Raw genomic sequence first — 12233 nt, 5'->3', positions numbered from 1 at the left:
GGCAGAATTGCTCAACGTACCCTTATCTCCTTAGGCGCCACGGAAGCACTACGCTAACGGACGCCCCGGGGAGGCAGCATTCCCCCTCGCGCCCCGGCGCCAGCCACAGATCCCTGCGCGGTCACGCAGCGCATCGACAGGAGAGTCCCTCGTGCCGAAGTCACGTATCCGCAAGAAGGCAGACTTCACGCCCCCGCCGGCGAAGCAGTCGACGACCATAAAGCTGACCAACCGGAGTTGGGTGGCGCCGGTGATGCTGGCGCTCTTCCTGGTCGGCCTGGCCTGGATCGTGGTCTTCTACGTCACCGAGGGCGACCTGCCGATCGACGCCCTCGGCAACTGGAACATCGTCGTGGGCTTCGGATTCATCGCCGGCGGCTTCGGCGTCTCCACGCAGTGGAAGTAGCTCTGCCCTGAAGTTACCCACAGAGTTATCCACAGGCGGGGGAAAAGGTCAGACGATCTGTGGATAACTTCCCTCGAAGTTGACGCCGGTGTGACTACACACTTACGCATCACGAGGCGGTACGCCCCTTGTCCTGACTGGAAGAACCCAGTTCAGCGACAAGGGGCACACCTGTTCCCCACGTCATGCACAAGATCCGGCACCCTCTGTGGACAACTGGAGCTCCTGGGGCAGCGATTCCGCTCAGGTGAGCGCCGCAGTCCTGATCAGGACCACCACCACGACGACCACCAGCACCAGCGCACAGGCGCCGTACTGCACCAAATTCCGGCGCTCCCGGGGTGCGTGGACCATGGCGACCGCGATCAGGGCCCCGGCGACCAGCCCGCCCACATGAGCCTGCCAGGCGATGGCGCCCCAGGGGTTGAACGTGAAGATCAGGTTCACCACGAGGAGCGCGATCACGGGCCGCATGTCGTAGTTCATCCGGCGCATCAGCACCGCCGTGGCTCCCAGCAGGCCGAAGACCGCCCCCGAGGCGCCGAGGGAACCCTGAGCGGGGTCGGCGATCCAGTAGGTGAGCGCACTGCCCGCGAGCCCGGAGAGCAGGTAGAGCGCCAGGTAACGGGCACGGCCCAGCGCGGCCTCCAAGGGACCGCCGAGCCACCACAGCCCCAGCATGTTGAAGGCGATGTGCCACACCTCCTGGTGCAGGAACATCGACGTCACCAGCCGGTACCACTGGCCCTCCGCCACACCTTCGAGCCCGCCCGAGGGATCGCCCGTGTAGGCCCGGCCGAACAGCAGGAGATCGTCGACCAGCGGGAACCTGCTCCGCTCGGAGACGAGCACCGCCACGAAGACGGCGAGATTGACGCCGATCAGGATCTTGGTGACCAGCCTGGGATCGGCGGCGATGCGCCCGCCCGCCAGCGTCCGCGGCCGGCTCGCCGCAGGGTGGTGGCCCGTACCGGAACCTTCACGGACGCACTCCGGGCAGTGGAAACCCACCGAGGCCTCGATCATGCAGTCCGTACAGATCGGCCGCTCGCACCGCGTGCAGCGGATCCCCGTCTCCCTGCCCGCATGCCGGTAACACGTGAGCGGCCCGGCCGCGGACCCGTCCTGGTCTTCCGGCGGCTGCTCGCCCATCGGTCATGGCCCCTTCGGTCCTCGTCCGTGGAGGCGCCGCACACGCGGCCGCCCCGCTCGCCCGTTATGTAGCACTACGGACGAGCAGGGCGGTTGGTTCCCCGAGGGGCGGCGGCCGTGGGGTCAGCGGCCCCGAGGCCTGCCGGTCGTCAGGTCACCGGCTCTCGATGACGACCGACTCGATCACCACGTCCTGGAGCGGACGGTCGGTCCGGGGGTTGGTCGGAGCCGCGGCGATCGCGTCCACGACCTTCATGCCCGCCTCGTCGGCGACCTCACCGAAGATCGTGTGCTTGCCGGTCAGCCACGCGGTGGGCGACACGGTCACGAAGAACTGCGAACCGTTGGTCCCCGGACCGGCGTTGGCCATCGCCAGCAGATACGGCTTCGTGAACGCGAGGTCGGGGTGGAACTCGTCACCGAACTCGTAGCCGGGGCCACCCGTGCCGTTGCCCAGCGGGTCACCGCCCTGGATCATGAAACCGCTGATGACGCGGTGGAAGACAGTGCCGTCGTACAGCTTGTCCGTGGACTTCCTGCCGGTCTCCGGGTCGGTCCACTCACGCTCACCCGTGGCGAGCTCGACGAAGTTCTTGACCGTCTTGGGCGCGTGGTTCGGCAGAAGCCGGATCGCGATGTCGCCCTGGTTGGTCCTCAAAGTGGCGTACAGCTGCTCGGCCACGATCCGCCTTCCGTAAGTCTTCGCTGATGACCACCGATCCTCGCACGGGGGCACCGCTCCGCAGCGCGGTCACGGCCCAGGACGGACGGCACTCACCTCGTTGCCCGCTTTCCTGCACCTTTCCCACACTTCCTGCGGGTCCCCGTGGGCCAGGTGCCGGACGGCAGGGAGCACGCCGACACGAACCGTGACAGGGTCGGCGACAAGCTCCGCTTGCGCCGCATTGCCCGAGAATGACGTCCATGACCCGGATGCCCGTCCCGCATGGCGCAGAAGGCCACAGCGGGCATGATTTCGAATTGGGTGGATAGGCGGAGTACCTACCCGCCACCAAGGAGGAGGATCCCGTGACCCGCATCGACAGCGTGCGCGCCGCAACCTACTCGGCGAAGGACAGCGCGCAGCACGCCGCGGAAGTGGTGGCGCCTTACGCCGACACGGCCAAGGAACAGGCCGCGTACTACGCGCAGGAGGCCCGCGCGCGGCTCGCGCCCAAGGTGTCGAAGGCCGCCGCGCAGGCCCGCGTCCAGTACGGCGCCCATCTCGCACCACGTATCGAACAGGCCCTGGCCCATGTACCGCCCAAGGTCGACGAGGCCGCGCACAAGGCCGCCGTCCGGACGCGCAGTGCCGCCCGCACCGCGGCGGACTACACCGTGCCGCGCGTCGAGTACGCCGTGGCGGCGAGCCGTCCCATGGCCGAGGAGGCCACCGCCCGCAGCACGGCCGCGCTGGCCGCACTCCGTGGCCAGGTGACGGCCAAGGAGATCCAGAAGCTCGTCAGGAAGCACGAGCGGCGGGCCAAGGCGGGGCGCGCGGCCAAGGGGTTCCTGGTCCTGGGCATCCTGGCCGGTGGAGCGTTCGCGGCCTGGAAGTGGTGGGACAAGCAGGCCAACCCGGACTGGCTGGTCGAGCCCCCGGCCCCCACCGAGGTGGCCGACGACCGCGCGCCGCTCACTTCGGTCGACGGCAGTGGCCGGACGGTGCTCGACCCGGAGGTCCGCGCCAAGCAGGACGAGGCGGAAGCCGGACCGGACCCGGTGGACGGCACCGACCGCGACGACAAGCGCTGACCCGGTCCGCCGGGAACGACGCCCACGAGGGGCGCCGGAAGACCTCAGGGTCTTCCGGCGCCCCTCTTTCCGTGACCCCGTCGTCGCCGGCCTCGGGAGGGTCGACGACACCCAGCTGTACGTCACCAGCGGGGCCGGGACATCTCCCGGCCCCGCCCGCCCCCTGACACACAAAACGCCCCTGACCTTATGGAACACAGGCCAGGGGCGTTCTGCTGTGGAGCCTAGGAGATTCGAACTCCTGACATCTGCCTTGCAAAGGCAGCGCTCTACCAACTGAGCTAAGGCCCCGAAAACCGGACACCGTGGGACACATCCATGCCGCGACGTCCGTCGCAGAACAGAGTACCGGGTGACCCCCCGAATCCTGCAAAAGGATTGGGACTCCCGGCCCGCAACCGCTCTCCGTAAGATGCACGACAAGGTTCGCAGCAGCGAAGCCGCAGCGAAGGGGAGACGCAATGGACGCAGCGCAGCAAGAGGCGACGGCTAGAGCCCGGGAGCTCCAGCGCAGCTGGTACGGAGAGCCGCTGGGGGCGCTCTTCCGCAGGCTGATCGATGACCTCGGCCTCAACCAGGCACGCCTCGCGGCGGTGCTCGGGCTGTCCGCGCCCATGCTGTCCCAGCTGATGAGCGGACAGCGGGCCAAGATCGGCAATCCCGCGGTCGTCCAGCGGGTCCAGGCCCTGCAGGAGCTGGCCAGCCAGGTGGCGGACGGCAGCGTCAGCGCGGGAGAGGCCACCGACCGGATGGAGGAGATCAAGAAGTCGCAGGGCGGTTCGGTCCTGACCAACACCGGTCAGACCTCGACCACCGGCGGTGCCCCCACGGTGCGGCGCGTGGTCCGCGAGATCCAGTCGCTCCTGCGGTCGGTCGCGGCAGCCGGCGACATCATCGATGCCGCCGACTCCCTCGCCCCGGCCCACCCCGAACTGGCAGAGTTCCTCCGGGTGTACGGAGCGGGGCGCACCGCGGACGCGGTCGCGCACTACGAAGGACACCAGAGCTAGGACGGACCCCGGCCCCGGGGCGGCCCCGGGGCTGTGGAGCCGTGGCAGTATCCCGACAGCCGGGGCACGAACCGAAACGGGAACGGGAGCGGGGCGCAGCGCAATGGGTGAGGTCTTCGCTGGTCGGTACGAGCTGATCGATCCGATCGGACGTGGTGGGGTCGGCGCCGTCTGGCGCGCGTGGGACCACCGGCGCCGCCGCTATGTGGCGGCCAAGGTCCTGCAGCAGAGCGACGCGCACACCCTGCTGCGCTTCGTCCGCGAGCAGGCGCTGCGGATCGAGCATCCGCACGTCCTCGCACCGGCCAGCTGGGCCGCCGACGACGACAAGGTCCTGTTCACGATGGACCTGGTCAGCGGTGGTTCGCTGGCCCACGTCATCGGCGACTACGGTCCGCTGCCACCGCGATTCGTCTGTCTACTGCTCGACCAGCTGCTGTCCGGACTGTCCACGGTGCACGCCGAGGGGGTCGTTCACCGTGACATCAAACCTGCCAACATCCTGATGGAGGCCACCGGTACGGGCCGTCCGCACCTGCGGCTCTCCGACTTCGGCATCTCGATGCGCAAGGGCGAGCCCCGACTGACCGAGACCAACTACGTCGTGGGCACGCCCGGTTACTTCGCGCCCGAGCAGATGATGGGAGCGGAGCCCGACTTCCCGGCGGACCTGTTCGCCGTCGGCCTCGTCGCGCTCTACCTCCTCCAGGGCAAGAAGCCGGACTCCAAGGCGTTGATCGAGTACTTCGCCGCCCACGGCACCCCGAGCGCTCCCCAGGGTGTTCCGGAGCCCCTGTGGCAGGTCATCGCCGGCCTGCTGCAGCCGGATCCGCACGCCCGATTCCGTACGGCCACCGGCGCGCGCAAGGCGTTGACCAACGCGGTCGAGATGCTGCCGGACGCCGGGCCGGACGACGACGAATCGGTCGAGGTGTTCGACCAGATCGGTCCCCTGCCCGCAGGATTCGGCCCCGACGGCCCCGATGTCCCCGAAGCGCCGGTCAGCGCTTCGGGAAGGCCCGCCCAGTCCGTCGAGGGCGCCTCGCCCGTGCATCAGCCGGCCCAGCAGGCGTACCCACCGCGGATCCCTTCGCCCCAGCCGCACGCATCTCAGAGTCCGGCACAGCAGCCGTACGCATCGCAGAGTCCGGCACCCCAGCCGGGCCCGGGCCACGAGCAGTACGCCCCGCCCTCATCGATGTCGGAGACCGGCAGCTTCCATCTGGCCCCGCCCCCGCAGCACCCCGCGCCCCTCCCACACGTGGCACAGCCGTCCGGCCCGCTCCCGGCACACATCGCGTCCCCCTACGCCAACGGAGCCGCCCAGGATCTCGCCCAGGCCGTGACGGACGCCGCGCCGTACGGGACCGCGCCCACCCGCGCCTACACCGCTGAGCACCCGCAGGAACCCCGGAACGACGCCGCGCGGGTGCGTTCTTCCCCGGCGAAGCGGCCGGGACCGTCCCCGAAGGTGACGGTCCCGGTGCTGGTGGTGGCGCTGATCTGCTTCGCCGTGGGCATCTGGGCGCTCACCCAGGCCTGAACGCCCTACCGGGCCCGCGGTGGGACCCCGACCGGCGGCTGCCCGCCCGCGGCGCCCGGCGGTACGGCGGTGGGGGTGGCACGGCGCCGTGCGAGCAGGGTCCACGCGCCGAGTCCCAGCACCAGCACGGACCCCGCACCGATCCCTGCCGCGGCCACCATCCTCATCGTGTCGCTCTCACCGGCTTCGGCAGCGCTCTTACCGCTCCTTGCCAGGTCCCTGTCGTCGTCGGTGACCGCGAAGATCCCGGCATCCCCCTCGTAGGGCGACGGCTCGCTGTCGTTGACGACCTTCACCTTGAGCGTCAGCCCGAGGGCCTCGTCCCCGTAATGCTCGGCGACCTTCGGTGAGAGGGTCACCGACAGGTAGTACCAGCCCGCGAAGCGCATGGCGCTGACGTCCGTCGCCGAGTCGTGGCGGTTCTCGTACGCCACCGGGGGCAGCGGGTCCAGTGCCACCGAGTTGGACGCGCCGGAGTACGAGAGGGTCGCGTCGTCGACATGCCCGTGGGCCGGGTTGTCCAGCGCCAGCGCCAAGGCGTTGCCGAGGTATTCCGTCGACTTCTTGCTGTTGCTCAGCACGGCCGTGGCGAAGATCTGCTGCCCCCAGTCCACGGGCACCCGGTAGAAGCGGGTCTGTCCCGGCGCGATCTTGTCCCCCCACTCACCCGACTCCAGGCTCGCGGCCTCGTGGAAGCCGCTTCCGCCGGACCTCTCCTGCCTGCCGGCGGGCGGCACCGGTGAGGCCGAGGACCAGTCCTCCGGGGCCCCGGTCGGCAGCGCGTCGGCGTCCTTCACCGCGGGTTCGGCCTCGTAGCGCAGCTCCAGTTCCCAGGCGTCGGGGGAGGAGGTCGCCTTGCTCTCCCGCTCGATCAGGACGTTGTACGTACCGCCCGCCTTACAGGTGGTGCTGCCCTTCTCCACGGTCCGGTGGGCGTAGGCGGCGATCGGACGCGGGAACTCCGCCGACCCGAACGCGGCCTGCTCCGAGCTGCACCGGGTGTCGTCGAGGTCCCGCATGCTGACGGTGATGCCGTCCCCGTAGGCGACCTTTCCGCCGGTCTTCGGCACGGCCACGGCGGAGACGTAGGCGTCCGTCGTGGAGTCCAGCTCCAGGCGGTAGTACAGCTTCTGACCGTTCTTGATGGAGCTCCGGTAGACCGCCCCGGGCTTCAGCTCCGGCGCGTCGGCGTTCGTCTCCGTGCCCTGGACCGATGCCGCGGCCGGATCGAAGGCGTACGCCGCGGGGCCGTCGGCCGCGTGTGCCTGCCCCGGCAGCGCCGCCACCGCACACACCGCCGCGAGCGTCGCGAGCGTCACCCGGCCCCTGTTGCGCTCCCTGTTCACGCGCTTCCCCTCGTCGTCTGCGTGCTTGCCCCGCGCCGGCTGCGTACGAGCAGGAGACCGGCGATCAGAGCGACCGCGGCGCCCGCTGCGGCAGCCACCGCGATGCCGGTCCATCCTGCCCCGCCCGTACCACCGGTGTCTGCGGCCCCCGTCGTCCTGCCGTCACGACGTGCTTCGGCCGCCGCTGGAGCTCCGTGCTGGGGGCCGGTCAGCTCGCTGCCGAGGACCGCCACCCGCAGGACCACCCCGATCCGCGGGTTCTCGGCGATCTCGGCCGCCTCCGCCCCGAGGGTCACCGCGATGTAGAAGTCGCCTCCGGCGTGCACGGGCCGGACCGCGGCCCGAGACTCGTAGCGGTTGGTCCACGCGACGGGGACCGACCCCATCCGCAGCGCCGCGGGCCTCCCGACGTACATCGCCGTCGGACGGAACCCGCCCGCGCCTGGGACCGGGAAGCGCGCCGGAGTGAACAGCTGCGTGCCACCGTACGACGCGGTGGTGGACCCGCCCTCCACCGTGGGCTCGTTGGCGAACTCCACGTCGTAGCGCACCTGCTGGCCCCAGCCGGCCGGGACCTTGTACCAGAGGGTCTGTGAGGGGAGGATCCTGTCCCGCCACACACCCCGGCCGATCTCCTCGGCGTCGTTGAAACCGGTGCCGCCCCGCACCTCACGCGGGTCCCCCGTCGGCAACGCTGCCTGTTCGCCGCCTTTCCCGTACTCCGGTCGGGACTGCGCGGGCGTGACCCCGTCGGGCAGCGGCCTCTCCACGCCGTACAGCAGCTCGAGGGGCCAACGGGCCCTGTCGGAACCCTTCTTGCTCTGCCGCTCGGCCACCAGCCAGTAGGGGCCCGCCTCGTCACAGCTTCGGTTGCCGTCCTCCGATCGGATCCGGGACACGGCCGAGGTGAGCGGAGTGGCTCCCTCCTGCTGGAGGAAGCGCGTGGTGTCGGACTCGCAGACCACGTCGCCGTCGCCGCGGACCAGCCGGGTGCTCAGGGCGTCGAGGCTGTCGACGGCCGCACCGGGCTGCGGAACCGCCGTGGCCGCGAAGTCCGCCGTGGAGGCGGCGTCGAGGGTGACGGCGTAGTACCTCTTCTCGCCGGGGCCGATGCTGTCCAGGTACTGGCCGGGGGCCATGGAGGGTGCCGCGTCCGCGGTGGCCCCTCCGCCGATCCTGTCACCCTCCAACCGGTAGCCGTCGGCGGACAGTTGCGCGGACCTCTGCAGCTGCCGGGCGAGGGCTTCGGCGTCCGGTGCGTCGTAGTAGCGCCCGTTGCCCGCCTCCGCGATGCACTCCAGCTGCTCCCGGGCCGCACCCTCGACCTGGAAGCCCACCGTGTCGATCCGCAGCCCGACGCCGTCCCTGCCGAGCTGTTCGGCGACCTCGCAGGGCGCCGGCGAACCGCAGTTGTCCTCGCCGTCGGAGATCAGCAGGATCGTCCGCGTCCCGACAGCACCGCCCGACGGCGCCGGGAGGTCCTCGGAGGCCTTCCGCAGGGACATCCCGATCGGGGTGTCCCCACGGGGCTGCAGGTCCGCGACGGCCTTCTTCATGGCGGGCCGGTCCAGCGCGCCCACCGGCCGGACGAGCCGGGTGTCCGCGCAGCCCCGGGCCCGGTCGGCGCCGTACACGCGCAGGCCGGCCGGATGCCCGTCGGGCAGCGCGTCGACCACGGCACCCACGGCCGTACGGGCGCTCTCCATCCGGGTCCGGCCCGTGCCGTCGTCGTCGCCCATGGAGCCCGAGGAGTCGAGCACCATGACGAGGGCGCCCGTGCCGGCGCCGTCCCGGGTGGCCGCGCCGAAGCCCCCCGCCCCGGAGGCACCGGCGGGCAGCACCCCCGCCACCAGGGCGAACAGCGCCCCGCCGGCCATGATCGCCGCTCTCGCCGTACGCCGGTGTGTCCCCGCCCTCGTCCGTGCGCCCACCAAATCCCCCTCGGTCACCCGCTGCACCATGACTGCTTTGCTCAAGCAACCTAGTGATTTGCTCAGGTGAACTCAAGGGTCCGGTCGTCACAGTCACGCAACAGCGGGCCCCGGACAGCACGAAGCCCCGGCCGCTCGGCGACCGGGGCTTGTAGCAGACTGTTCCGTCTCACACACCTGAACCTGCGGGCACGGAGTCGGTCGCCTCCGTCCACAGATCCTGCTCGGCGCGATCCGCCTGGATCTGGCGGTACACGAGGAGCCCGCCGATGGCGGCCAGTGCGACCAGGAGAAGCTTCTTCACCGCGCGACCTCGTCTTTCCTTGACGTAAGGGACTTCTGCCGCCCGACTATACACACCGGCCGATACCGATCGGTGACCTCCCCGGAACCCGGCCGCCGCCCGCTCCGGACCCTCCCGAGGACCCCTCGCACCCCCTGAAGCAGCTTTTCCGAGCCGGTTGAACCATAAGAGTGGTGTTCATCGGAAGATCGGCGCACCGGGGGCGTCGGTCCCGGATTCCAGGCACCGGATCCACATCATCGGAAAGGTAAGCAAACCGGACCACCTGAAAGCGAGGGGCCATGAGCACCTTCAGGGCCAAGAGCATCTGGACCGCCTTCGTCACCGCCTTCTTCGCACTTCTCGCGTCGCTGGGCCTCGCCACCGCCCAGGCCGCGGCCGCGGAGCCGACGATCACGAGCCACGAGCACACGGGCGTGACGCCGGCAACCGCGACCACGCCGTCGGTGCGTTGGACCCTTCCGCGTGACAGGGCGCTGCCACCCACGATGAAGCAGCGCATCCGCGCCGAGGCCCACGGCTCCTCCCCGGCCACCCGCCAGCCGGCCACGGACACCACCGAAGCGGCCCACGCGACCCACAGCCCCCGCTCCGCCCACGGCGCCTCACCTGCCGGGGACTCCTCCCCGCTGCCACCCTGAGCCCGCCGCCCACGCTCTCCAGGCCCCCGATCCGGTCCACACCGGCGGGGGCCTTCTTCATGCCCTGCGACCGCCGGACACCGGAGCCGGGCGGCCCCGCGGCCGCGAGCGGGACGCCGCAGCCCCTCGCCCCGCAGCCCCTCGCCCCGCGGCCGCGAGCGGGACGCCGCAGCCCCTCCACCGTCACCGATGAGGGGTACTCCAGCAGCCGCGCGGAGCCCGCTCACCGGAGCCGGTACGTGTCCAGCACCAGATTCTCGTCCACTCCCTCGTCCCCGGTGAACATGTCGTACGGGTGGCCGCCCCCGTACGGGAACCGGCTTCCCGGGTGCTCGGGCCAGAACTCCCGCGGAGACACCTTCAGGTCGATCTCCTCTGCGAACGGCTCCTTCAGCATCCCCAGCTCCCCCACCTCGAGGTGCAGGTCACATGCGGGGCAGTCGAAGACGATGGGGGTCATGACAACCGTGTCGGTTCTCTCGGAAACGGAAGTCTCGCCACCCAGCCACCCCCGCGACGAGCAGGCCGGGCAGGTGGCGGGCTCGTCGTGGTCGATGTACCCCGGCGAGGAGACGTTGGCGATCGCCGCCAGCACCAGGCTGCGGTCCTCTTCGCTGAAGTGCCCGTAGCGCTCCGCGAAGACCTGCCGAGCCCTCGCGAGCCGCCCCTCCAGCTGGACGCGCGCCGCCTCGACACGTATGTCGAGGAGCTTGTCGTGCAGCCCCAGGTAGCGGCCCCAGAAGTCCCCCAGGGGCGGCAGTTCGGGGAGCAGCCGATCGGCTATGCGCAGACAGGTGGTGAAGACCGCGTTGACCTGCGCCGAGTCGTGGAAGGCCGCGTGGGCGACCCCGTTACGGGCGTCGGCGAGCGGCAGCAGCTCCTGGCGGGAGACGGGCATGGTCCCCTTCAGGAGCCCCGAGACCCGGACGTAGGACTCGACGAGACCGATCGTCTTGGTCTGGCTGAGAGGCCCGGGGGCATGGGCCCCGAGGCCCGTCGCATGGAGCAGCGAACTGAAGTCCCTGCCCTCCACGACCAGAGCGGGGTGGAGGCTCGCCAGATAGGCCTTGAGAAGGTGCTCGGTCGCCACGCCCGCGTGATGGACCGCCATGTCCTGCAGCATGGGGCCGTCGGAGAATGCCGTGAATGCAGCGGCCATCCACTTCTGCGACGAGTACCAGAACCGCTGAGCGTCCTTGTTCATGGTCCGGACAGTAGAGTCCGAACCCGGTCCACGGGCTGCGATTTCGTGACCGGCCCGTGCGCGGAGCCGGTGAACTCGCCGGCCCTCTCACGCCCGGGCATCCCCTGCACGATCCGGCACGCAGAAGGCCGGTAGATCCTGGGGATCTACCGGCCTTCTGACCAGGCACTGGGCCTCGGTGGGGCTAACAGGATTTGAACCTGTGGCCTCATCCTTATCAGGGATGCGCTCTAACCAACTGAGCTATAGCCCCGCCGCGCTGTTGCGCTGACTTCTGAAGATTAGCGCACGTCGGGGCCAGTCCCAAAATCGATACCCGGCGCCCTACTCGTCCTCGGCGAGAGTGAGCTCCACACCGCCCACGAAGCCGGCCGACAGGTTGTAGATGAACGCGCCCAGCGTCGCCAGCGCGGTGGCCAGCACCACGTCGATCACCGCGATGACCGAGGTGAAGATGAGGACGCGCGGGAGCGACAGGAACGACTGCAGGTCGAAGCCGTTGCTCTCGTTCGATCCGGTGGCCTCGCTGATCGTGCCGCCCACGGTGGAGAAGACGCCCATGGCGTCCATCACCATCCACAGGACGGCTGCCGCGACCACCGTGCAGATGCCGAGCGCGATGGAGAGCAGGAAACTGACCTTCATCACCGACCACGGATCGGCCTTCGCCACCCGCAGACGCGCCTTGCGGGTACGCGGAGTGGTCCGCGCCCCCGTGCGGGGCAGCCGCGTCGCCTGCGCGCCGCCCGCGCCCTTCCCACCGCCCTGGGTGCCGCCGCCCTGCGTACCGCCCGCAGGCGACTGGTACGCCTGGGGCGGGTGGTAGGGGCCAGCCTGACCCGGTGCGGGCTCCCGCTCGCCGGGCAACGGCCCGGTCGCGTACCCCTCGTACTGCGGCTGAGGTCCCCGAGTGTCCGTCACAGTGCCCCCTTGGGAGTCCG

Annotated in this window: 12 protein-coding genes and 2 tRNA genes; 5 read left to right on the top strand and 9 right to left on the bottom strand. The window is 70.4% G+C overall.

The genetic code is table 11. The features are described 5' to 3' along the window. Window positions 1-151: 151 nt before the first annotated feature. Window positions 152-406, top strand: coding sequence for a cell division protein CrgA (gene crgA / locus ACIRJR_RS02600; RefSeq protein WP_403772637.1), 255 nt, complete (start codon window positions 152-154; stop codon window positions 404-406). Window positions 407-649: 243 nt separating this feature from the next. Here the strand turns inward: crgA and ACIRJR_RS02595 are convergent, their stop codons facing one another. Next, window positions 650-1558, bottom strand: coding sequence for a rhomboid family intramembrane serine protease (locus ACIRJR_RS02595; protein ID WP_403772634.1), 909 nt, complete (start codon window positions 1556-1558; stop codon window positions 650-652). 154 nt (window positions 1559-1712) lie between these two features. Beyond that, window positions 1713-2240, bottom strand: coding sequence for a peptidylprolyl isomerase (locus tag ACIRJR_RS02590; protein WP_403772631.1), 528 nt, complete (start codon window positions 2238-2240; stop codon window positions 1713-1715). Between the two features lie 347 nt (window positions 2241-2587). Between ACIRJR_RS02590 and ACIRJR_RS02585 the strand changes: the two genes are divergently transcribed. Beyond that, window positions 2588-3313 carry a DUF5324 family protein gene (locus ACIRJR_RS02585; RefSeq protein ID WP_403772628.1) on the top strand — a complete coding sequence of 242 codons (726 nt, stop codon included), beginning with the start codon at window positions 2588-2590 and terminating at the stop codon, window positions 3311-3313. 218 nt (window positions 3314-3531) lie between these two features. Here the strand turns inward: ACIRJR_RS02585 and ACIRJR_RS02580 are convergent. Then, window positions 3532-3604: transfer RNA gene (locus ACIRJR_RS02580), tRNA-Ala, on the bottom strand. A gap of 170 nt (window positions 3605-3774) precedes the next feature. Between ACIRJR_RS02580 and ACIRJR_RS02575 the strand changes: the two genes are divergently transcribed. Together ACIRJR_RS02575 and ACIRJR_RS02570 are read left to right on the top strand one after the other, a co-directional pair. Further along, window positions 3775-4323: a DNA-binding protein gene (locus ACIRJR_RS02575; protein ID WP_103760647.1), complete on the top strand. Its 549-nt coding sequence runs from the start codon at window positions 3775-3777 to the stop codon at window positions 4321-4323. A gap of 103 nt (window positions 4324-4426) precedes the next feature. Beyond that, on the top strand, window positions 4427-5866 hold the full coding sequence (locus tag ACIRJR_RS02570) for a serine/threonine protein kinase (protein WP_403772625.1): 1440 nt from the start codon (window positions 4427-4429) through the stop codon (window positions 5864-5866). A gap of 5 nt (window positions 5867-5871) precedes the next feature. Here ACIRJR_RS02570 and ACIRJR_RS02565 read toward each other — a convergent pair whose 3' ends face one another. The 3 genes from ACIRJR_RS02565 to ACIRJR_RS02555 all read right to left on the bottom strand — a co-directional run bounded on the left by ACIRJR_RS02565 (window position 5872) and on the right by ACIRJR_RS02555 (window position 9447). Further along, window positions 5872-7212, bottom strand: a complete 1341-nt coding sequence (locus ACIRJR_RS02565; RefSeq protein ID WP_403772622.1) for a hypothetical protein — start codon at window positions 7210-7212, stop codon at window positions 5872-5874. Beyond that, window positions 7209-9089 (bottom strand): VWA domain-containing protein, encoded by a 1881-nt coding sequence (locus tag ACIRJR_RS02560; RefSeq protein ID WP_403773778.1) that lies wholly within the window; start codon window positions 9087-9089, stop codon window positions 7209-7211. Before ACIRJR_RS02560 ends, ACIRJR_RS02565 begins: the two co-directional genes overlap by 4 nt. Window positions 9090-9312: 223 nt before the next feature. Beyond that, a complete protein-coding gene (locus tag ACIRJR_RS02555; RefSeq protein ID WP_003958712.1) occupies window positions 9313-9447 on the bottom strand; it encodes a DLW-39 family protein in 135 nt (44 codons plus the stop codon). A 281-nt stretch (window positions 9448-9728) separates the two neighbouring features. Between ACIRJR_RS02555 and ACIRJR_RS02550 the strand changes: the two genes are divergently transcribed. Next, window positions 9729-10088, top strand: coding sequence for a DUF6344 domain-containing protein (locus ACIRJR_RS02550; protein WP_403772619.1), 360 nt, complete (start codon window positions 9729-9731; stop codon window positions 10086-10088). Between the two features lie 223 nt (window positions 10089-10311). Here ACIRJR_RS02550 and ACIRJR_RS02545 read toward each other — a convergent pair whose 3' ends face one another. From ACIRJR_RS02545 to ACIRJR_RS02535, 3 genes are all read right to left on the bottom strand, one after another. Next, a complete protein-coding gene (locus ACIRJR_RS02545; RefSeq protein WP_403772616.1) occupies window positions 10312-11292 on the bottom strand; it encodes a hypothetical protein in 981 nt (326 codons plus the stop codon). A gap of 179 nt (window positions 11293-11471) precedes the next feature. Further along, window positions 11472-11545, bottom strand: a tRNA-Ile gene (locus ACIRJR_RS02540). A 71-nt stretch (window positions 11546-11616) separates the two neighbouring features. Continuing rightward, entirely contained in the window at window positions 11617-12213 is a 597-nt protein-coding gene (locus ACIRJR_RS02535; protein ID WP_403772613.1) for a DUF3566 domain-containing protein, read from the bottom strand. Window positions 12214-12233: the final 20 nt, after the last annotated feature.

Origin of the sequence: Streptomyces sp. NPDC102402 (assembly GCF_044765765.1) — a bacterium.
In the GTDB taxonomy this organism is placed as follows: Bacteria; Actinomycetota; Actinomycetes; order Streptomycetales; family Streptomycetaceae; genus Streptomyces.
The sequence above is the reverse complement of the archived record's forward strand: the minus strand, read 5'-3'. Positions and strand labels throughout refer to the sequence as shown.

What these genes read in the sequence shown, in the direction of transcription:
- ACIRJR_RS02595 (WP_403772634.1), bottom strand. Translation starts at nt 1,558, where the DNA reads ATGGGCGAGCAGCCGCCGGAAGACCAGGACGGGTCCGCGGCCGGGCCG.
- ACIRJR_RS02575 (WP_103760647.1), top strand. Translation starts at nt 3,775, where the DNA reads ATGGACGCAGCGCAGCAAGAGGCGACGGCTAGAGCCCGGGAGCTCCAG.
- ACIRJR_RS02570 (WP_403772625.1), top strand. Translation starts at nt 4,427, where the DNA reads ATGGGTGAGGTCTTCGCTGGTCGGTACGAGCTGATCGATCCGATCGGA.
- ACIRJR_RS02560 (WP_403773778.1), bottom strand. Translation starts at nt 9,089, where the DNA reads ATGGCCGGCGGGGCGCTGTTCGCCCTGGTGGCGGGGGTGCTGCCCGCC.
- ACIRJR_RS02550 (WP_403772619.1), top strand. Translation starts at nt 9,729, where the DNA reads ATGAGCACCTTCAGGGCCAAGAGCATCTGGACCGCCTTCGTCACCGCC.
- ACIRJR_RS02545 (WP_403772616.1), bottom strand. Translation starts at nt 11,292, where the DNA reads ATGAACAAGGACGCTCAGCGGTTCTGGTACTCGTCGCAGAAGTGGATG.